18 protein-coding genes are annotated in these 19292 nt (G+C 64.1%); 6 read left to right on the top strand and 12 right to left on the bottom strand.

Features of this window, described 5'->3' with window-relative positions:
- The 5 genes from DFS21_RS11950 to DFS21_RS11930 are packed head-to-tail and all read right to left on the bottom strand — an operon-like array spanning nucleotide 1 to nucleotide 4845.
- A complete protein-coding gene (locus DFS21_RS11950; RefSeq protein ID WP_102682285.1) occupies nucleotides 1-1020 on the bottom strand; it encodes a polysaccharide biosynthesis/export family protein in 1020 nt (339 codons plus the stop codon).
- A gap of 22 nt (nucleotides 1021-1042) precedes the next feature.
- Nucleotides 1043-1690: a CpsD/CapB family tyrosine-protein kinase gene (locus DFS21_RS11945; protein ID WP_102682284.1), complete on the bottom strand. Its 648-nt coding sequence runs from the start codon at nucleotides 1688-1690 to the stop codon at nucleotides 1043-1045.
- 1 nt (nucleotide 1691) lies between these two features.
- Nucleotides 1692-2438 carry a sugar transferase gene (locus DFS21_RS11940; protein ID WP_046855782.1) on the bottom strand — a complete coding sequence of 249 codons (747 nt, stop codon included), beginning with the start codon at nucleotides 2436-2438 and terminating at the stop codon, nucleotides 1692-1694.
- Nucleotides 2435-3499, bottom strand: coding sequence for an NAD-dependent epimerase (locus DFS21_RS11935; RefSeq protein ID WP_110699324.1), 1065 nt, complete (start codon nucleotides 3497-3499; stop codon nucleotides 2435-2437). Before DFS21_RS11935 ends, DFS21_RS11940 begins: the two co-directional genes overlap by 4 nt.
- Nucleotides 3496-4845: a UDP-glucose/GDP-mannose dehydrogenase family protein gene (locus DFS21_RS11930; protein ID WP_110699322.1), complete on the bottom strand. Its 1350-nt coding sequence runs from the start codon at nucleotides 4843-4845 to the stop codon at nucleotides 3496-3498. Before DFS21_RS11930 ends, DFS21_RS11935 begins: the two co-directional genes overlap by 4 nt.
- 384 nt (nucleotides 4846-5229) lie before the next feature.
- On the opposite strand from DFS21_RS11930, the gene DFS21_RS11925 reads away from it, so the two are divergent.
- Nucleotides 5230-6939, top strand: coding sequence for a sulfatase-like hydrolase/transferase (locus DFS21_RS11925; RefSeq protein ID WP_111532367.1), 1710 nt, complete (start codon nucleotides 5230-5232; stop codon nucleotides 6937-6939).
- Between the two features lie 2 nt (nucleotides 6940-6941).
- Here DFS21_RS11925 and DFS21_RS11920 read toward each other — a convergent pair whose 3' ends face one another.
- Nucleotides 6942-9176, bottom strand: a complete 2235-nt coding sequence (locus tag DFS21_RS11920) for a TonB-dependent siderophore receptor (RefSeq protein WP_111532366.1) — start codon at nucleotides 9174-9176, stop codon at nucleotides 6942-6944.
- A gap of 214 nt (nucleotides 9177-9390) precedes the next feature.
- On the opposite strand from DFS21_RS11920, the gene DFS21_RS27260 reads away from it, so the two are divergent.
- Nucleotides 9391-10053, top strand: a complete 663-nt coding sequence (locus DFS21_RS27260) for an RHS repeat-associated core domain-containing protein (protein ID WP_110699315.1) — start codon at nucleotides 9391-9393, stop codon at nucleotides 10051-10053.
- On the opposite strand, the gene DFS21_RS11910 is transcribed toward DFS21_RS27260, so the two are convergent.
- Entirely contained in the window at nucleotides 10042-10989 is a 948-nt protein-coding gene (locus tag DFS21_RS11910; RefSeq protein ID WP_110699313.1) for a LysR substrate-binding domain-containing protein, read from the bottom strand. The genes DFS21_RS27260 and DFS21_RS11910 overlap by 12 nt on opposite strands.
- A gap of 146 nt (nucleotides 10990-11135) precedes the next feature.
- On the opposite strand from DFS21_RS11910, the gene DFS21_RS11905 reads away from it, so the two are divergent.
- Both DFS21_RS11905 and DFS21_RS11900 read left to right on the top strand, forming a co-directional pair.
- Nucleotides 11136-12512, top strand: coding sequence for an L-serine ammonia-lyase (locus DFS21_RS11905; RefSeq protein WP_111532365.1), 1377 nt, complete (start codon nucleotides 11136-11138; stop codon nucleotides 12510-12512).
- Between the two features lie 90 nt (nucleotides 12513-12602).
- Nucleotides 12603-13910 (top strand): serine/threonine transporter, encoded by a 1308-nt coding sequence (locus DFS21_RS11900; protein ID WP_110699309.1) that lies wholly within the window; start codon nucleotides 12603-12605, stop codon nucleotides 13908-13910.
- A gap of 70 nt (nucleotides 13911-13980) precedes the next feature.
- Here DFS21_RS11900 and DFS21_RS11895 read toward each other — a convergent pair whose 3' ends face one another.
- From DFS21_RS11895 to DFS21_RS11885, 3 genes are all read right to left on the bottom strand, one after another.
- Nucleotides 13981-14436 (bottom strand): DUF1842 domain-containing protein, encoded by a 456-nt coding sequence (locus DFS21_RS11895; RefSeq protein WP_102682276.1) that lies wholly within the window; start codon nucleotides 14434-14436, stop codon nucleotides 13981-13983.
- 19 nt (nucleotides 14437-14455) lie between these two features.
- Entirely contained in the window at nucleotides 14456-15049 is a 594-nt protein-coding gene (locus DFS21_RS11890) for a DUF1842 domain-containing protein (protein ID WP_111532364.1), read from the bottom strand.
- 263 nt (nucleotides 15050-15312) lie between these two features.
- Entirely contained in the window at nucleotides 15313-15990 is a 678-nt protein-coding gene (locus DFS21_RS11885; RefSeq protein ID WP_110699305.1) for a DUF3313 domain-containing protein, read from the bottom strand.
- 178 nt (nucleotides 15991-16168) lie between these two features.
- Between DFS21_RS11885 and DFS21_RS11880 the strand changes: the two genes are divergently transcribed.
- A complete protein-coding gene (locus DFS21_RS11880; RefSeq protein ID WP_178082016.1) occupies nucleotides 16169-16552 on the top strand; it encodes a type II toxin-antitoxin system RelE/ParE family toxin in 384 nt (127 codons plus the stop codon).
- Entirely contained in the window at nucleotides 16533-16838 is a 306-nt protein-coding gene (locus DFS21_RS11875; protein WP_046855774.1) for a DNA-binding transcriptional regulator, read from the top strand. Before DFS21_RS11880 ends, DFS21_RS11875 begins: the two co-directional genes overlap by 20 nt.
- Nucleotides 16839-16848: 10 nt before the next feature.
- Here the strand turns inward: DFS21_RS11875 and DFS21_RS11870 are convergent, their stop codons facing one another.
- Entirely contained in the window at nucleotides 16849-18144 is a 1296-nt protein-coding gene (locus DFS21_RS11870) for an FAD-binding oxidoreductase (RefSeq protein ID WP_111532363.1), read from the bottom strand.
- Between the two features lie 13 nt (nucleotides 18145-18157).
- Entirely contained in the window at nucleotides 18158-19246 is a 1089-nt protein-coding gene (locus DFS21_RS11865) for a polyamine ABC transporter substrate-binding protein (protein WP_111532362.1), read from the bottom strand.
- Between the last annotated feature and the right edge of the window lie 46 nt (nucleotides 19247-19292).

Raw genomic sequence — 19292 nt, 5'->3', positions numbered from 1 at the left:
TCAGTCGTCGCTTTCTTTATTGTCGACGCGGTAGCTGAAGCTGAAGCCGAAGCCCTGGAACAGCACCACGTCGGCCAGTTGCCGGGACAGCTCGGCGGCGCTGGCCAGCTTGGTCTTGGGCACGTAGAGCATGTCTTCGGGCTGCAGGTAGGCGAGTTTCTGGCTGCCGCCGGAGAGTGCCTGGTCGACGTCGTAGTTGACCGCATGCACGGTGTTGCCCTCGCGACGCATGATCACCACCGAACCGAGCTTGGCCTTGAGGGTCGGGCCGCGGGCCAGGGTCAGCGCCTCGAGCACGGAGATCGGGCGGCGGATCTGGAAGGCGCCGGGCTGGCCGACTTCGCCGAGCACGTAGATCTCGTTGGCGGCGGTGGACTTGAGCAGCACATCCACGCTCATGCGCCCTGGCAACGTGGCGTAGCGCTCGTTGAGGTAGTCGCGCAGCTGGTTGACGGTCATGCCTTGCAGCGGCACCGAGCCGATTTCCGGGAAGGTGGCGCGGCCGTCGTTGCCCACGGTGATGTCGCGGCTCATGCCGGTGCCGGGGTGGCTGAGGGCGTTCTTCAGGTTGACCTCGTCGGTCATCGGGCTCACCACCCGCACGGTGACCTGGTCACGGTTGGGCTTGAACACCCGCTTGTCCTGGTAGGCCTGGCGGATGGCGCTCTCGGCTTCGCCGGGGGTCATGCCCTCGACGCGCACCGCGGCGTTGGTGCTGGGCAGGGTGATGGTGCCGTCGGGCTGCACCAGCTGGTTGCCGTTCAGGCCGCTGGCGGCCATGAAGTTCAGGTCCAGGGTGTCGCCGGACTGGATCCGGTAGGCCCCGGCCGAGCGGTTGCTGACATGGAAAATCACTTCCAGCACGTCCTGCGGGCGTAGCACCTGTTCGCGGCGGGCGACTTCGGTGGCCTGGCTTTCGGCGGGAGGCGCGGTGAGGATCTGCACCGGCATCTCGCGGTTTTCCTGGCTGGCGCAGCCGGCCAGGGCCAGTACGCACAGGGCAATCGAGGGATATCTCATGGCGTTCATCCTGTGCGGCCTCTCAGAGATTTTCGTACAGCCACTTGGGCATGTAGTACTTGCGCTTGTTGAACACGCTGCCGATCAATCGCGCGCCGGCCTGGGTCAGGCGCTGGCTGGCGGCCTGGGCCACCTCCCAGCGGGTCTCCTCGGCGCACACGACCAGGATCACGCCGTCGACCAAGGTACCGATCACCAGGCTGTCGGCGCTGGCGTAGATGGCTTCGCCGTCGATCACCACGAAACGGTACTGGTTGCTCAGCTGGTTCAGCAGTACGCGCAATTGCTCGTGGTCGAGGCGGTCGCGGCCGCGCTTCCAGGTGCCCACCGGGAGCACGTCGAACGGCTGGTCGGACAGGCGCACGATGCAGTCCTGGGCCAGCGGCGGGGTGTCCTGGTTGAACAGCAGGTCGCTGTAGCCGCGCAGCTTGGCCAGGCCAAGCTGTTGGCTGAGGCCGCCGGGGCTGAGGCTGGCATCGATCAGCAGCACGTTGCCCGCACTCATGAGGGCCAGCTGGCTGGCGAAGGCCAGGGCGCTGGTGCTGGTGCCGCTGCCGGTGTTGGCCGCGGTCAGCAGCAGGGTGCGCTGGTCGAGGTCGAGCACGGTGGCGGTCAGGTTGGTCTCGCTTGGGGTAGCGATCGTCAGGCTTCTTGAGGATGAACCGTCCATCTCAGCTTGCTCCGTGGCCAGTGAAGACTTTGAACGGGGTCTTGAGCAGGATCTTCAGGTCCAGCATCAGGCTCTGTTCGTTGATGTAACTCAGGTCCAGCTCCACCCGTTGGTCGAAGTCGATGTTGCTGCGCCCGGAGATCTGCCACAGGCCGGTCATGCCCGGGTAGATCGACAGCCGCGCCAGGTGGTTGTCGTGGTAGCGGTAGGCGTTGAATGAAGTGGGGCGCGGGCCGACTAGGCGCATATCGCCGGTGACCACGTTGATCAGGTTGGGCAGCTCGTCCAGGCTGCTTCTGCGCAACCAGCCGCCGACCGAGGTGATGCGCGGATCCTTGTCGATCTTGAAGTCGATGGCATCGGCGCCGTGCTTGTTCAGGTGGCGCACCGAATCCTTCAACGCCTCGGCGTTCGCCACCATCGTGCGGAACTTGAACATGCCGAAGGCGCGGCCGCGGTAGCCGGTGCGCTTCTGCACGAAGAACACCGGGCCTGGACTGGACTGCTTGATCAGCAGCGCCAGCACCAGGAACAGCGGCGACAGCAGCAGCAGCAAGGTCAGCGCGGCCAGGCAGGACAGCACGCGGTTGGTGCGCGAAAGGGTCCAGGGGCGACCACCGACGCGGCCGGTGATCCAGCCGCGGCCCTGCATGTGGATGGCGGCATCAATGCGCTGCCGGTGCGCCGGGTCCATGCGTTTGTCCTGGTACAGCGCCTGCAGTTGCGCGCTCTTGGGTTGTCCTGTCATACCGCCCTCCGTTGATCTGGCTGCTCACCCGTGGGCGCCGCTTCGCTGGCGGCGGGCGAGTAGTAGCTCTTGAACCAGGCGACGAAGCGCCTGAGCCCCTCATCGAGGCCTATCTGTGGGGTGAATCCGGTGACCCTGGCCAGGGCGCTGGCATCGGCGCAGGTGGCCAGGACATCGCCTGGTTGCAGCGGCAGCAGTTCGATCACCGCGTTGCGCTGCAGGTGTTTCTCCAGCAGCGCCAGGTAGTCGAGCAGCTCCACCGGACGCTGCCCGCCGATGTTGTACAGCCGCCACGGCGCGTGGCTGCTGGCCGGATCCGGGGTTAGCGCATTCCACTGCGGGTCGGCGACCGGGGGCAGGGGGATCAGCCGCACCAGGCTCTCGACGATGTCGTCGATATAGGTGAAATCGCGCTGGTGGCGGCCATGGTTGAACAGCTGGATCGGCCTGCCCTCGCTGATCGCCCGGGCGAACTGCATCGGCGACATGTCCGGGCGGCCCCAGGGGCCATACACGGTAAAGAAGCGCAGGCCGCTGCAGGGAATGCCGTACAGGTGGCTGTAGCTGTGGGCCATGGCCTCGTTGGCCTTCTTGGTGGCGGCATACAGCGACAGCGGGTGGTCTACGGCGTCTTCGACCCGATACGGCGTTTGCTGATTGGCGCCGTACACCGAACTGGACGAGGCGTACAGCAGGTGCTGGACCGGATGCCGGCGGCAGCCTTCGAGCACGTTGAGGAAACCGGCCAGGTTGCTGTCCAGGTAAGCCTGCGGGTTCTGCAGCGAGTAGCGCACACCGGCCTGGGCGGCCAGGTGCACGACGACGTCCGGACGTTCGCTGGCGAACAGCCGGGCCATGCCGTCGCGGTCGCCCAGGTCCAGGCAGTGCAGCGGGAAATCGCCCGCTGTCTGGCGTACCCAGTGCACGCGGGCATGCTTGAGCGACGGCTCGTAGTAGTCGTTGAAGTTGTCCAGCCCCACCACCTGATGCCCCTCGAGCAACAGCTGGCGGCAGGTATGGGCGCCGATGAAACCGGCCGCGCCGGTGACCAGCACTTTCATGGCGCATCCGCCTGCGGGCTGACCTGGCGCAGGCCGATGCCGCTGTAGTGCAGGCCGTGGGCCGCCACCTGTTCAGGGTTGTACAGGTTGCGGCCATCGACGATCACCCGCGCGCGCAGCTTGCTGGCCAGCATCGAGAAGTCCACTACTCGGAAGTTTTTCCACTCGGTGCAGATCACCAGGGCGTCGGCGTCCTGCAAGGTGTCGTCGCGGGTGGCGCACAGTTGCAGGTCGTCGCGGTAGCCGTACAGGCGCCGGCATTCGTCCATGGCTTCGGGGTCATAGGCGCGCACCGTGGCGCCTTCGGCCCACAGCGCTTCCATCAGGTAGCGGCTGGGCGCTTCGCGCATGTCGTCGGTGTTGGGTTTGAAGGCAAGCCCCCACAGGGCGATGGACTTGCCCGCCAGGCCGTCGAGGCGCTGCTTGAGCTTGGCGAAGAGGATGCGCCGCTGCTGGTCGTTGACCTCGCTGACACTCTGCAGCAGGCGCAGCGGCATGCCGCTGTGCGCGGCGGTGTGCAGCAGGGCCTTGATGTCCTTGGGGAAGCACGAACCGCCAAAGCCGCAGCCGGGGTAGATGAAGTGGTAGCCGATGCGCGGGTCGGAACCGATGCCGCGGCGTACCGCCTCGATATCGGCGCCCAGGTGTTCGCTGAGGTTGGCCAGCTCGTTCATGAAGCTGATGCGGGTGGCGAGCATGGCGTTGGCGGCGTACTTGGTCAGTTCGGCGCTGCGGTTGTCCATGAACATCAGTTTTTCGTGGTTGCGGCAGAACGGCGCGTACAGTTCGGCCAGCTGGTCATGGGCGACCTCGTCGAGGGTACCGACGATGATGCGGTCCGGGCGCATGCAATCGGCCAGGGCGCTGCCTTCCTTGAGAAACTCGGGGTTGGACACCACGCGTACTTGCAACTGACCCTTGCCCAGGCGCTGCAACTCGTCGCGGGCCAGGGCCATGACCTGGTCGGCGGTGCCCACCGGCACGGTGGACTTGATGATCAGGGTATGGTCGGTTTCCATCAGCGCGGCGATCTGCCGGGTGACGTTGAGCACATGGGTCAGGTCGGCCGAACCGTCCTCGTCGGGCGGGGTGCCCACGGCGATGAAGATCAGCTCGGCATGGCTGACGGCGTCGCTGGCCTGGGTGCTGAACAGCAGGCGACCTTCCTTGATGTTGTCCTCGAGCAAGTCCGACAGGCCCGGCTCGCTGATCGGCGGCACACCCTGGCGTAACTGGTTGATCTTGTGGGTATCGACATCCACGCACAGTACCCGGTGACCTACGTCCGCCAGTGCTGCTGCCTGTACCAGTCCGACATAACCGGTGCCAAAAACGCTCACGTCCATGCGCGGTGCCTCGAATGGATGAGTAAGGGAGATGAAACAGTGGTGTGAATTGGGTATAGCTCAGCCCGGTGGAATTGCGTCAAAGCAATGGCATGTTTCGTCGCATTTACAGAGTCAAACGCAACGGGCCTTCTGCCACCAACCCGTTTCCAATCCGTGTGTTAGCGAACATAGCTAGTGGCAATTGGCCGTTCGGCGAGCCGATGAACGGTGCAATGCAGCGAAATAAGCGGGCTGCGGACGATAGAGATAATCAACAATAGCTTGCGGCCTGTGCCAGATTCCGGTGTCGGTATGTCGTCGGAAATTTGACTTTTTTGCGTTGTGGTTTGTTTCACAGGTGCTACGGTTTGAGAAGAATTCCATGACCGGAGTGGCCGAAACATGCGCGGATGGGTCAAGCTTTTGCTGCTGCTGGTTTACCTGGCCAGTTTTCATGGCTATTACCGTGAGCGCATAGAAGCCTTGGGTATTGGCGTGCCGCTGGTCCTTTACCTGGGTATGTTTGCGGTATTGGCAGTGGCGCTTGTGCTGACGGCGTTCACGCGTGCGGGGGGGCTGCGCTGGGCGCTGGCCCTGATGTTCACGGTCAGCGCGATCTTTCTCGACGCTTATAACCGCATCACCGATTCGTACCTGACCTATAGCGCCTTCGTGTCCATGGTCTACGCCGGCGGTTTCGTCCAGGAGGCGCTGCAGCAATATCATTACGCCATAACCCTCGCTGCGGCACGGGCGCTGCTGTTGCTGCTGGGCATCGGCCTGCATCCTGGGCCGACGCCGAAGTTGCCGCGCCTGTTGCCACCGTTGGCACCGCTGCTGGGGTTGCTGGCGCTGGTCGCCATCCTGTTTGTGCGGGCCGGCGAGGGCGCCCGCGGGCTGCCGGTGATGTACACGCCGCTGGCCTACCTGAGCCTGTTCACCTACGAGACCTTGCACGACCATGTCGGGCCACGTCAGCCCGTGACCCTTGCCCAATCAGGCCCGGCGATGGCGCGGGACATCGTGCTGCTGATCGACGAGAGCATCTCGGGCAACTACCTGGACCTGAACACCCCGGCCGGGGTCACCAGCCATCTGGCCCAGGCCCAACCCGGCGTGCAAATCGTCAATTTCGGTTACGCCGCGTCCATTGCCAACTGCAGCGCCGACACCAATGTCACCCTGCGCTATGGCGGCACCCGCGCCGACTACCTGCGCATCAACTCGACCCAGCCGTCGATCTGGCAGTACGCCAAGCGCGCGGGCCTGGAGACGGTCTACATCGACGGCCAGCGCACCGGCGGCAACCTGCAGAATCTGATGACCGAAACCGAGAAGCGCGATATCGACCAGTTCATCCAGTTCGACGACACCCCCGTGGTGCAGCGCGACATGGCGGCGCTGGAGCGGCTGGTGGCGCTGCTCAAGGATGGCAAGCCGCACCTGATCGTGGTGAACAAGGTCGGCGCCCACTTCCCGGTGCACGACAAATATCCAGACGACTTCCTCAAATACCAGCCCGCGTTGCCCCGGGGCCACTACGTCGATATTGCCGACACTGGCACCCGCGACGGTTTCGATGGCCGCCCGCAAGACTGGGTGCTGTACCGCAATGCCTACCAGAACACCGTGCTGTGGAGCGTCGGTGAGTTCTTCCGCCGGCTATTCGCCGAGGCCGACCTCAGCCAGGCCGTGGTGCTGTACACCTCCGACCATGGCCAGGACCTGCATGAACGCGGTAACCCGGGGCTGAACACTCATTGCGACAGCGACCCGGTGCCCGAGGAGGGCCTGGTGCCGCTGGTAGTGATCCAGGGGCAGGGCCTCAGGACACTGGATTGGGAAGGCAACCTGGCGGTGAACCGTAACGCCTCCAGCCACTACAACGTGTTCCCCACAATGCTCAAGCTGATGGGCTACGACGACAAGGCGGTCAGCGCGCTCTACGGGCAGTCGCTGGACATGCCGACCGACGACCCGTTCACCTTCAACGTGCGTTTCAATGCGCGGCTGGGGGCCAAGCCGGATTTCCGTCATATCGACCTGGGGCAGGTGGTCACGCCCGCCAGTGTCCTGGCGGGGCAACCGATGCCGGTAGGCAAGGCTGACTAGGATCAGAAGTCGATGCTGGCGGACACCTGCACGGTGCGTGGCGCACCCAGCCCCAGGCTGGTGAGCAGCGGCATGCCCCAGTAGGCCTTGTTGGTCACGTTCTCCACCGTGCCACGCAAGGTTACCGGGTGGTCGGCCACCTGCAGCCGGTAGCGGGCACCGACGTCGTAGATGGTGTAGCCGGGAATCGACTGGCTGTTGTCGCTGCTGATGTACTGTTTCGACACGGCGTTGGCGTTGGCGGTGAGGGTCAGGCCATCGAGCAGTGGGGTGTCCCACTCCACGCCCAGCTTGCCCTGCAGTTTCGGCTGGCCGGTAGCGGTCTTGCCTTCATCCGAACCGCTTGCCGCCTTGGTCACCTTGGGGTCAAGCCGAGCCACGCCGCCCATCAGGCGCACATCCGGCATCGGTGTACCGAAGAAGCTCCACTCGAGCCCGCGGTTGCGCTGTTCGCCGCCGAAGGAGAACACTCTGGTTACCGGGTCGGTGAAGCTGCTGGGGCGTTCGATCTGGTACAGGCTCAGGGTGTGGGCGAAGTCGCCGAGGTCGAGCTTGACGCCGACTTCCTTCTGCTTGGACTTGTAGGGGGCGAAGACCTCGCCGCGATTGGCCGTGTTGAACGGCGCGATGGCGCCCTTGCTCAGGCCCTCGATGTAGTTGGCGTACAGCGACACCTCGTCGGTGACCTTGACCAGCACTGCCGCCGCTGGGGTCGTGGCGCTCTCGTTGTATCGCGTGGTGTGCGCGCCGCTGCTGACGTCGAAGCTGTCGGTCAGCACCTGCTGGCGACGCACGCCCAAGGTGAGCTGCAGGCGCTCGTCGAGGAAGGATAGGGTGTCGGCCAGGCCGTAGCTGCTCAGGCGCGATTCGGTGTGGGAGATGGGGGGGTAGCTCCTGGCGGCCTCGGGGCCCCAGACCGGGTGGTAGATATTGTTGATCCACTCGGCGCCCGGGATGTCACGCCGACCATAGTCGCGTTGCTTATCCGAATAGTGCGTGGCGTTGAGCGACCACTGATGACCCACGCCGAAGGTGTCGAAATGGCCGCGCAGACCGGCTTCGCCCGAGGTCTTCTTCAGGTCGATCTTCAACTGGCCCATGCGCGTCTCCATGTCCCCGGCGGTGTTGAACACCTCGGCGAGCATGGTGCCACTGTAGGCATAGTCGGTCTTGCTGGTGCCTGCCGCGACATAGGCCATGAGGTTGTCGTTGAGGTCATATTCGCCGCGCACGATCACGCCCTTGTCGCGGGTCTGTACGAAACCCCAGTCCGGGTTGAGCAAGGTCTCGGACTTCGGCGGCCTGGGCACCGGCACGCCTGCGGCCAGGCCGATGCCGCGGTTCTGGCCCCTGACCCGGTCCTCGCTTTCGTACAGGTCGGCCGACAGGCGCGCGCGCTCGCCACGCCAGTCCAGGCCCAGGGCATTGAGCTCGGCCTTCATGCGCTGGTGGTCGGTGGCGGTATCGCCGTCGCGGTAGACGCTGTTGAAGCGCACGCCGAACTGTTGCTCCTCGCCGAAGCGACGGCCGACGTCCAGGTGCCCGCCGAACTGTGCGTCCGACATGTAGGTGCCGGTGATCCGTGTCAGCGGTTCGGCGCCCGCGCGCTTGGGCACCAGGTTGATGCTGCCGGCCACCGAACCGCCAGGCGGCATGCCGTTGAGCAGGGCGGACGGGCCCTTGAGCACCTCGATGCGCTCGAACATCTCCGGCGAGATCCGGTAGTAGGGCGCCATGCCGTACAGGCCGCCGATGCTCACGTCGCTGATGTTGGAGTTGAAGCCGCGGATCGAGTAGTTCTCGCTGTAGGTGCCCTTGAGGCCGTTGCTGAACACCGACGGGTCGGTCGCGGCGATCACGTCGGTGATGGTCTGGGCCTGGGTGTCCTCGATGTATTTCTCGGTGTAGCTGATGGTGCTGAACGGCGTCTCCATGAAGTCCTTGTTGCCCAGCAGCCCGACCCGGCCACCCGAGGCCACCTGGCCACCGGCGTAGACCGGCGGCAACGCACTGGGGGCGTCGCGGCTGCCTTCGACCATGGTTTCGGACAGTTCCAGGCTGCCGGTGGGCTGGCCGTGGTGGGGCTTTTCCACTTCCTCAGTCTGCGCCGCAGTTACGCCCATGGCGGTACCGCCCAAGCCGAGCAGCAAGGTCATATGCACAGCGGCGAAAGTGCGATTGAAGTCGAAGTGAGGCACAGCCGACTGCTGCGCCGGGCTGACACGTTGTTGCGACATGCTGGAGTCCTTTCGATTCGCAAGTGAGTGAAGGCATTCACTAGGATTCCGAATCAGAAGGGAAAAACCTCAATGCAAATGATATTCAATAAAATTTGTCACTGTTAAAACTGTTAGGTGCATGTGCATCGAGATGTAGCTAGCCTCTAGAAAATTCGGCTCGCCTCCGAGGAGCCCGCTATCGACTTGGCTCGATTATCCGGGAAGTTAAGAGATGACCAACGAACTGGTGAAGTGTGATTCGAACAACTCGACGTCTGGCGTCGAGCAAACCAGGGCGTTTACTCCGTTTGGGGCCAGCCAGTGGATCGATGGGCCGTTGTTGGCGTTCACCGGGCAACTATGGGACCGCAGTACAGACTTCTACTTGCTGGGGAATGGTCGGCGAGCCTACGATCCGAACCTCATGCGCTTCACCAGTCCGGATCAGCAGAGCCCTTTTGGCAAGGGGGGGATCAATACTTATGCCTATTGCTTGGGTGATCCGGTCAACCGCCTGGACCCAAGTGGTGAGGTCAGTCTCAAGAAAGCCGCCAAGATGGTTTTCCTGATCGCATCGACTGGCAAGGATGCCCTGACCGGCAAAGGTCCAGCAAAAATGATCAAGCGTGCCGCCAAGTGGGGGATGATCGCCGGGGAATTACTGCAAATGCCCCATGTTACTGTCGATGTGGGGCGAGGGTTGGCAGATTTTAGCGCTGGCATCGCTCTGGCGGTAACGGCCTATGGTCTGGGCAGCTTCTATTACAAGCGTTGGGTTGAAGACGATGCTGTCTTCTCTCCATTCGTAGGGCCGCTGCTGCTCGAAACTCCGGAAAAGTCCGAGTCGCCGATAGTGCGGATGGAGGGGGTCCGCCGCGAGCTGTTATTCGACTGAAAGCTGGAGTGGATGCAGCGTGCGAAAGCTCTGCGCCTCCTCCACCAACCAGTCATGTACCGCCCGCGCCCCAGGTTGGCTCAATCCGCCCGGTGGATACAGCAGCACATAACGCTTGTGGTTGGCAATCGGCACCCCGAACGGCACGATCAGCGCGCCGCGTTCCAGTTCGTCGTTGAGCAGGGTGCGCCGGGCGATGGCCACGCCGACCCCGGCGATGGCGGCCTCGATGGTCAGGTGGTTGCGGTTGAAGGTATGTCCGCGGCGTACGTCCAGCCCGCCGGCACCGATGCCGTCGAGGTAGAACTCCCACTCGGCGTATTCCGAGCTGCCGCGCCAGGCGGTGATGTCATGCAGCAGCGGGTAGTGGGCCAGGCCGGCCGGGCCGTGCAGGGGCGGGCGGCCGCGCAGCAGGGCAGGCGAGCACACCGGGAAGATCTGCTCGTCGAGCAGAGGCGTGGAGAGCATGCCCGGATAGCTGCCATCGTTGAGATCGATGGCCAGGTCGAAGTCTTCCGGGTGCAGCGCCTGGTTACTGTCCTCGGCCACCAGGCGCAGCTCAATGTCCGGATAGCGTTGCTGGAAACGCGGCAGGCGCGGGGTCAGCCACTTGGCCAGGAACGAGGGGATCGAGCGCAGGCGCAAGGTACCGCGGATCTCTCCGGCGTCCAGGCGCAGCAGCTCGGCCTCGATGCTGCCGTAGGCTTCGGCCACGGTCTGCGCCAGGCGCTGGCCTTCGGCGGACAACTCGACGCCGCGAGCACGGCGCAGGAACAGGCGAAAGCCCAGGCGCTCCTCGAGCTGGCGCATCTGCTGGCTGACTGCTCCGGGAGTGATGTGCAGCTCTTCGGCGCAGCGGGTGAACGACAGATGTCGCGCCGCACAGGAGAACACGTGCAGCCAGACGAACACCTGGCCATTGAGTGGGCCTTTCATTGTTTAGTCCTGCTAAAGGCTTGTGTAGGAAGTTTCGTTGGTCAAGCTGGCCTGAGCGCGGCAGTATCGCGCAACTTGGCAATACCGCTCAAATTTTCCGGAGAGCCGTGGCGTGTCGCAGATCGCCGTCACGGTCAGGCATTAGCATGGCTATCAGTGTTTTCGACCTTTTCAAGATTGGCATCGGCCCATCCAGCTCCCACACCGTCGGCCCCATGCGCGCCGCGGCGACCTTTGCCCAGGCTCTGCGCGAGCGCGGCTTGCTGGCCGAGGTTCGCCGGGTCGAGGTACGCCTTTATGGCTCGCTGTCGGCCACGGGGGTCGGGCACGCCACCGACCGTGCCTGCCTGTTGGGGCTGATGGGCCAGTGGCCGGACCGGATCGACCCGCACAGCATCGAGCCGCGTATCGACCAGCTGATGCAGGAGCACTGCCTGATGCTCGACGGCAGTCATCCGATCGACTTCCAGTACAGCCGCGACATGCGCCTGTTGGACGAGAGCCTGGCCTACCATCCCAATGCGATGACCCTGGCAAGCTTCGACGGGCAGGGCAGCCAGTTCAGCCAGACCTACTATTCGGTGGGCGGAGGCTTCATCGTCGAACAAGCTGAAATCGATGCGCCTTCGAGCGACGAAGGCCTGGTCGAGCTGCCTTACGAATTTTCCAGCGGTGCCGAACTGCTGGCCCTGTGCAAGGCCCACAATCTCAGCGTCAGCCAGCTGATGCTGGCCAACGAGTGCGCCTGGCGTCCGGAAAGCGAGGTCCGCGAAGGCCTGTTGAAGATCTGGGCGGCGATGGGCGAATGCGTCGACAACGGCCTGCGCAACGAAGGCATCCTGCCGGGTGGGCTCAAGGTCAAGCGCCGGGCGGCGCGCCTGCACCGCAGCCTGCAGGAGGTCGGCAAGCCGAACGTGATCGGCTCGACCCTCAGCGCCATGGAGTGGGTCAACCTGTTCGCCCTGGCGGTGAACGAAGAGAACGCCGCCGGCGGGCGCATGGTCACCGCGCCCACCAACGGTGCCGCCGGCATCATCCCGGCGGTGCTGCACTACTACATGAAGTTCAACCCCGGTGCCTGTGACGACGACGTGGTGGCGTTTCTTCTGGCGGCGGCCGCAGTGGGCATTTTGTGCAAGAAGAACGCTTCGATTTCCGGCGCCGAAGTCGGTTGCCAGGGTGAAGTGGGCTCGGCCTGCTCGATGGCTGCCGCAGGGCTCGCCGAGGTGCTTGGCGCGACCCCGCCGCAGCTGGAAAACGCTGCAGAGATTGCGCTGGAGCACAACCTCGGGCTGACCTGCGACCCCGTGGGTGGCCTGGTGCAGATCCCGTGCATCGAGCGCAATGCGATTGCCGCGGTGAAGGCCATCAACGCCGTGCAGATGGCCTTGCGTGGCGACGGCGAGCATTTCATCTCCCTCGACCGGGTGATCCGCACCATGCGCGATACCGGCGCGGACATGCACGCCAACTACAAGGAAACCTCCCGCGGCGGCCTGGCCGTCGCGTTCGTCGAGTGCTGAGAAACAGGCTCCCGCGAAGTGCCCCGCAAACCTGATTGAACCTGCAACACCTGCTGTACCTGCGACAAAAACAACTACAAGGCGATACCCATGACTGATGTACAAAGCACCACGAGCGTTCGTGCGGATTCGGCTGCCCCGGCTGCGGCCAGTGGCTCGACCACCTGGAACCGCCACGACACCACCTGGGCCCTGGGCCTGTATGGCACGGCGATCGGCGCCGGCACCCTGTTCCTGCCGATCAACGCCGGGGTCGGGGGCTTCTGGCCGTTGCTGATCCTGGCATTGCTGGCCTTCCCCATGACCTTCTTCGCCCACCGCGCCCTGACGCGCTTCGTGCTGTCCGGGCGCAAAGGCGGCAACGAGGACATCACCGAAGTGGTGGAGGAGCATTTCGGCGTGGGCGCCGGCAAGCTCATCACCTTGCTGTACTTCTTCGCCATCTTCCCGATCCTGCTGGTCTACAGCGTGGCATTGACCAATACCCTGACCAGCTTCTTCGAGCACCAACTGCACATCGGTGCGCCGCCCCGAGCACTGTTGGCGTTGCTGCTGATCTGCGGCTTGATGATCGTGGTGCGCTGCGGCCAGCAGATCATCGTCAAGGCCATGAGCGTGCTGGTGTATCCCTTCGTCGCCTCGTTGCTGCTGCTGGCGCTGAGCCTGATCCCCAACTGGAACGGCGCCTTCTTCGCCCAGGCCAACGAGGGCATCAGCGCCTCGAAGCTGCTGCTGACTCTATGGCTGGCGATTCCGGTGATGGTGTTCTCGTTCAACCATTCGCCGATCATCTCGGCCTTCGCCGTCGACCAGAAGCACCGCTATGGCAATGATGCCGACCGCAAGAGTGGCCGGACCCTGGCCACGGCCCATGTGATGATGGTGCTGACGGTGATGTTCTTCTGCTTCAGCTGCGTGCTGGCCCTGAGCCCGGCGGACCTGGCCGCGGCCAAGGCGCAGAACATCTCGATCCTGTCGTACCTGGCCAACCACTTCCAGACCCCGGTGATCGCCTTCGTCGCGCCACTGATCGCGCTGGTGGCTATCACCAAGTCCTTCCTCGGCCACTACATCGGAGCCAGCGAAGGCTTCCAGGGCATGATCGTCAAGAGCCTGCGCGGGCGCGGCAAGACATGGCCGGCCAAGCGCCTGGAGCGCGCCACCGCGTTGTTCATGCTGGTGACCTGCTGGGCGGTGGCCACCCTCAACCCAAGCATCCTCGGGCTGATCGAGAGCCTTGGTGGGCCGGTGATCGCCTGCCTGCTGTTCCTGATGCCGATGTACGCGGTACAGAAGGTGCCGGCGTTGCGCCAGTACTCGGGCAAGCTGTCGAATGTGTTCGTGGTGCTGATCGGCTTGATCACGCTGTCGGCGATCGCCTACAGCTTCATGGCCTGACCAATGAACGCGGGGCAAGCCCGCTCCCACGTGAAAGCGTGGGGAGGACTTGCCCCGCGGACCGCTCAGGTCAGACGCTTTCCAGGTGCCTGATCGCGGCCTTCAGGCGCTCCGCTGGTCGCGGTTGATCCTGGTGGGTGATGTCCGGCGCCTTGCGCACGCGGCCATGCTGGTCGACCCAATGGCCGTTGATGAAGTAGCGGTAGCTGGCAGTGCCGACATTCCAGCCCTGGTCGAGCAGACCCTGCAGGTGGAAGGTCTGGGCAATCTGGCTGAGCGGGCCGCTAGGGCTGCCATCCAGATGCAGGACGATCGACGGGCTACCCGCGGGCGCGAACGGCAGCTCGCTGTAGCCGCCCCACACCTTGGCGTGGAACACCTGAACCGGATGCGTGGTCTGGATGATGGAAGCCCTGCCGGTGACCTTCTTCTGCACGGTATTCACCAGCAGGTCGAGGGTCAGGATCGGTGCGCCGAGCAGCCCGTTGCTGACGTTCAGGCGGGTATGAAAAAGTCCGAAGGACATGCTGATTCTCCTTGTCTGCTCAGGCTTTCTTGGCGGCCTTGGCGGCCGGGCTTTTGGTCGAGGCAAGAGCTTGGTCCAGGGTTTTGCCCACGGCACCGCTGGCCAGATGCTTGAGTTGCGCGACATCACCGGTGGCGATCACTGCCTCCAGGGTGGCGTTGTGCAGTTCGGTGGTCAGGTCGACGTTCGCCAGCGTCTGGATGCGCTTGAGCTCCAGCACGACAGGTACGTTGTCCACTTCGATCCAGCGCTGGCCGTTGTTGTAGCGGTAGCTGGCCGTACCTTTCTGCCAGTCCTGGTCGAGCAGCGCACGCAGTTCGAACTGCTCCGGCGAGTTGGCGTGTGGTCCGCCATGGTTGCCACGTACCGTCAGCAGGATCTTGCCTTCGCTTGGCGGCTGCACGGTGAGGTAGCTGTAGGTGCCCCAGACATCCAGCGCCAGCTCCAGCGGTGGGTTGGTGGTCTGGGTGATCAGCGCGTGGCCGTTGACGCTGCGGTCTGGCGTGTAGACCAGCAGGTCGACTTGCAGGCGCGGGGCACCTGGCGCGTTGGTACCAATGAGGTAGGACACCGGGAAAAGACCTTCCGACGGTGCGAGCAGCGATTCAGACATGATTGCCTCCATTGCATTCGATGAATGACATACCGATAACCACGACTGGCGCAGGCGGGCGAAGAGGCGGAGGAAGTGGGAGACCGGGCGGGGAGAACAGGCTTGCCCGGTGCGAGCGGCTGTTGGCAGCCGGCTTGTGCAGCCATCCCTGGTACGCGGTGCCGCCTGCCTGGCAGCCCGCTTGAGTTAAGCAGGCCGGCCAGGCAGTGATGGCCTTTTTACAGTACGTCCGACGAGTGGTCGCGCATTGACCGAATGGTCACTTACTTCGCTTTCTGCTGCAGGGCCACGAAGCTGCGGCGCATGTCGCTGGCCCAGCCGTCGAGCACCGGCTTGACGTCGTTCAGGGTCAGCTGCGTGGTGTCGTTCTCCAGGTCCTTGCCACTGCCCTTGCGCACCACCTGGGCCAGCACGTTCTGGCTGGTGCCATCGAGGAAGGCCGCCTCCACGGCGATGTCCACGGCCTGGTCGCGGCCACCGGCGGCGGTGTTGACAGCCGCGGCGACCAAGGCGATGGGGATCACTTCATAGGGCTTGAGGCCCTCGGTGCTGGTGGAGACCGCGGTGATCGCCGGGCGCACAACGATGGTATTCGGCCCGGGCTCCTTGACCAGGGTGAGCACACTGCCGAGTTCGCGGCGCATCGCTTCGTTGAAGTAGCGGGTGATCTCTTGCAGGGTCTGCGCCGAGATCACGTTGGTCGGTTGCGGCTTGGGGTAGAACTGGCTCGGTTCGATGAACACCTTGGTGTACTGGCTGGCCTTCACGTCCGGGTCGATCCAGCGCATCACCGGCGCGCCGGAGACGCTTTCGGCCGGCTTCAGGCGGCTGTAGTCCTTGAGAAACCCGGAATAGTCCTTGGGGTCGACACGGTTGCTGGAGCAGGCAACCAGGGCCAGCAGAGCAGCGCACAGCAGGGTGGTGCGAGGCAGGTGCTTCATGATGACAAGGTCCATGAGGGAAGGGGCCAGAACAACGCTAGCAGGTGGTGGGCCGAAGGCCAGCGTTCGGGTGCCGACGATTGCCGTTTCCCACCGACCAACCTGATTGAGCTGACTATCCATTCATCACTGATAGTGGAAAAGTGTGCCCTTTACGGGTATGTTTCGGGTGCCGATCATGGATGTCTACAAGCGTAGGGAGTTTGCCCGCTGGCAAGCCAGGGAGTGCTTGCCGGACCACCTGCTCTGCCGGGCAGTTGCGGAAATGCGGAGCGGGCTGGTTGATGCAAGTCTTGGCGGTCTGTTGTTCAAGCAGCGTATTGCAGGCCTGTGCAGTGGTAAGCGGGGTGGTTATCGGATGCTCCTGACGGCTCGTATAGGCGATCGATATGTGTTCCTGCATGGATTCGCCAAAAGCGACCTGGCCAATGTCACGCCGGCCGAGCAAAAGGCCCTGCAGTTTACCGGCAAGGTTTTTCTGGAATTGTCACCCCGCGCTCTGGCCAAGGCATTGGGCTGCGGAGTATTGATGGAGGTCCATTGTGACCAGCAAACTCATTGAGTCATTGCGTGCCGACCTGTCGGCTCTGGAGCAGGCAGGCGCTGTCGGCAAGGTTACGCTGAGGGACTTCGAGGCGATCTGCCCGGCTCCGGTGCGAGCGTTCACTGCCCAGGACATCCGCCACCTGCGTGAAGCCCTTAACTTCAGCCAGCCGGTGTTCGCCCTGCACCTGCACACCAGCGCATCGACAGTACGCAAATGGGAGCAGGGCGAAACACGCCCGGCCGGGCCGGCCTTGAAGCTGCTGAATATCATTGCCGACAAGGGGCTGCAGGCCATCCTTTGACGGTGGGTCGTCAGCCCAGCGCCTCGCGCAAGCGATACCATAGCATCCCCAGTGCCAGCAGCGGCGAGCGCAGTGCCTTGCCGCCGGGGAAGGTCAGGTGCGGCACCGCGCGGAACACATCGAAGCCATGGCTTTGCTCGGTGGCAATGGCTTCGGCGAGCAGTTTCGCTGTCCAGTGGGTGACGTTCAAACCATGCCCGGAGTAGCCCTGGGCATAGAACACGTTGGGGTGTTGGCTGAGCCGGCCTACCTGGGGGAAGCGGTTGGCGGTGATGCCGATCATGCCGCCCCACTGGTAGTCCAGGCGCACCTCGGCCAGTTGCGGGAACACCTTGAGTACCTTGGGCCGCATGTAGGCGCCGATGTCCTTGGGGTCGCGCCCGGAATAGTGGCAGGCGCCACCGAACAGCAGGCGGTTGTCGGCGGTCAGGCGGTAGTAGTCCAGGCCCACTTTCTGGTCGCACAGCGCCATCTGCTGCGGGATCAGCGTACGCGCCAGGCCTTCAGGCAGTGGTTCGGTCGCCACCACGTAGCTGCCGGCCGGCAGCACCTTGCCACTCAAGCGTGGCTCCAGTTCGTCGAGGTGGGCGTTGCAGCCGAGTACCAGGCTCTGCGCGCGCACCTTGCCGCGGGCGGTGTGCAGGATCACCGTACTGCCATGTTCGATGCGCAGTACCGAGCTTTGCTCGAAGATGCGCACCCCCAGGCCATGAGCGGCGTGGGCTTCGCCCTGGACCAGGTCGAGCGGGTGCAGATGGCCCGAGCCCATGTCGACCAGGCCGCCGGCGTACAGGTCGCTGGCGACGATCTCGTGCATGCGCTCGGGGCCGACCAGGCGGGTCTCATGCGGGTAGCCCAGTGTGGCGAGGTCGCATTGCTCGTCCTCGAATGCGGCGAACTGGGCGGGGGTGTTGGCCAGCTCGCAGAACCCCCAGCGCAGGTCGCAGTCGATGCCATATTGCGCGATACGGCGGGCGACCAGGGCCACCGAATCGATCCCGGCCTGCTTGAGGTAGCGCACGCCGTCCTGGCCGACATGGCGGGCAAAGCCCGAGACGTCATGGCCGATGCCGCGGATCAGTTGCCCGCCGTTGCGCCCGCTGGCGCCCCAGCCAATACGGCGGGCCTCCAGCAGGATCACCGAGAGGCCGCGTTCGGCCAGTTCCAGGGCCGCGTTGACTCCGGTCAGGCCACCGCCGACCACGCAGACATCGGCCTGCAGGTCCTGGTCGAGCACGGGGTAGGTCGCCGCCTGGCGCGCCGAGGCGGCGTAGTAGGAGGCAGTGTGTTCAGTCATGTGAGGCATGGGTGTGCTCGGCTCAGCGGTTGGACTTGATCTTGCTCCAGGAGCGGGTCATCTGCCGCAGGATCGGCGGGCTCTGCATGGACGAGACATACAGTTTGTCCAGCACCTCCTGCGGCGGGTAGATCTCGGGGTTGTCGACCAGCGCCGGGTCCATGTCGGCCTTGGCGTCGGGGTTGGCGTTGGCATAGCCGACCGTGGCACTGACCTTGGCGATCACCTTGGGGTCGAGCAGGTAGTTGATGAAGGCCAGGGCCTGCTCGGGGTTCTTGGCGTCCTTGGGGATGGCCAGCAGGTCGAACCACAGGTTGCTGCCTTCCTTGGGAATGCTGTAGGCGACCTTGACGCCGTTGCCGGCCTCTTCGGCGCGGTGCGCGGCCTGCAGTACGTCGCCGGAGTAGCCGAAGGCGATGCAGACATCACCATTGGCCAAGTCCGAAACGTACTTGGAGGAATGGAAGTAGGTGATGTACGGGCGCAGCTCCAGCAGGCGGTCCTCGGCCTTCTTGTAGTCATCGGCCTTCTCGCTGCGCGGGTTCATGCCCAGGTAGTTGAGCATGGCGGGGTAGAGCTCGTCGGGCGAGTCCATGAACGCCACGCCGCACTGCTTGAGCTTCTTCAGGTTCTCGGCTTCGAACAGTACGGCCCAGGAGTCGATCCTGTCGATGCCCAGCACCGCCTTGACCTTGTCGACGTTGTAGCCGATGCCGTTGGTGCCCCAGAGGTACGGTACGGCGTACTGGTTGCCCGGGTCGTTCTGCTCCAGTTGCTTGAGCAGTTTCGGGTCCAGGTGCCGCCAGTTCGGCAGCTTGCTGCGGTCCAGCGGCAGGAACGCGCCGGCCTGAGCCTGGCGCGCGAGGAAATGGTTGGAGGGCACGACCACGTCGTAGCCGGTGCGCCCGGCCAGCAGCTTGCCCTCCAGGGTTTCGTTGGAGTCGAACACGTCATAGACCACCTTGATCCCGCTGCTGGCCTGGAAGTCGGCCAGGGTGGTGTCACCGATGTAGTCGGTCCAGTTGTAGACGCTCACCGTCGGCTGGGCCTGGACGGCCGCGCCGAACAGCAGGGCGAAGGTTGCGGGGATCAAAGCTTGCGGATGACGCATGTCGACACCTCGTTGGTCTTGTTCTTCGAGTTCGGTGGTGTAGGGG

The sequence above is a fragment of the Pseudomonas sp. 2848 genome, assembly GCF_003253945.1.
GTDB lineage: Bacteria > Pseudomonadota > Gammaproteobacteria > Pseudomonadales > Pseudomonadaceae > Aquipseudomonas.
Note: the sequence above shows the minus strand (reverse complement) of the source record. Positions and strands in the feature narration are given on the sequence as shown.

Coding starts and splice junctions, on each gene's coding strand:
- DFS21_RS11880 (WP_178082016.1), top strand. CDS start 16,169: ATGGATGTCTACAAGCGTAGGGAGTTTGCCCGCTGGCAAGCCAGGGAG.
- DFS21_RS11930 (WP_110699322.1), bottom strand. CDS start 4,845: ATGGACGTGAGCGTTTTTGGCACCGGTTATGTCGGACTGGTACAGGCA.
- DFS21_RS11910 (WP_110699313.1), bottom strand. CDS start 10,989: ATGAAAGGCCCACTCAATGGCCAGGTGTTCGTCTGGCTGCACGTGTTC.
- DFS21_RS11870 (WP_111532363.1), bottom strand. CDS start 18,144: ATGCCTCACATGACTGAACACACTGCCTCCTACTACGCCGCCTCGGCG.
- DFS21_RS11925 (WP_111532367.1), top strand. CDS start 5,230: ATGCGCGGATGGGTCAAGCTTTTGCTGCTGCTGGTTTACCTGGCCAGT.
- DFS21_RS11890 (WP_111532364.1), bottom strand. CDS start 15,049: ATGTCTGAATCGCTGCTCGCACCGTCGGAAGGTCTTTTCCCGGTGTCC.
- DFS21_RS11940 (WP_046855782.1), bottom strand. CDS start 2,438: ATGACAGGACAACCCAAGAGCGCGCAACTGCAGGCGCTGTACCAGGAC.
- DFS21_RS11935 (WP_110699324.1), bottom strand. CDS start 3,499: ATGAAAGTGCTGGTCACCGGCGCGGCCGGTTTCATCGGCGCCCATACC.
- DFS21_RS11945 (WP_102682284.1), bottom strand. CDS start 1,690: ATGGACGGTTCATCCTCAAGAAGCCTGACGATCGCTACCCCAAGCGAG.
- DFS21_RS27260 (WP_110699315.1), top strand. CDS start 9,391: ATGACCAACGAACTGGTGAAGTGTGATTCGAACAACTCGACGTCTGGC.
- DFS21_RS11885 (WP_110699305.1), bottom strand. CDS start 15,990: ATGAAGCACCTGCCTCGCACCACCCTGCTGTGCGCTGCTCTGCTGGCC.
- DFS21_RS11900 (WP_110699309.1), top strand. CDS start 12,603: ATGACTGATGTACAAAGCACCACGAGCGTTCGTGCGGATTCGGCTGCC.
- DFS21_RS11920 (WP_111532366.1), bottom strand. CDS start 9,176: ATGTCGCAACAACGTGTCAGCCCGGCGCAGCAGTCGGCTGTGCCTCAC.
- DFS21_RS11895 (WP_102682276.1), bottom strand. CDS start 14,436: ATGTCCTTCGGACTTTTTCATACCCGCCTGAACGTCAGCAACGGGCTG.
- DFS21_RS11905 (WP_111532365.1), top strand. CDS start 11,136: ATGGCTATCAGTGTTTTCGACCTTTTCAAGATTGGCATCGGCCCATCC.
- DFS21_RS11865 (WP_111532362.1), bottom strand. CDS start 19,246: ATGCGTCATCCGCAAGCTTTGATCCCCGCAACCTTCGCCCTGCTGTTC.
- DFS21_RS11950 (WP_102682285.1), bottom strand. CDS start 1,020: ATGAGATATCCCTCGATTGCCCTGTGCGTACTGGCCCTGGCCGGCTGC.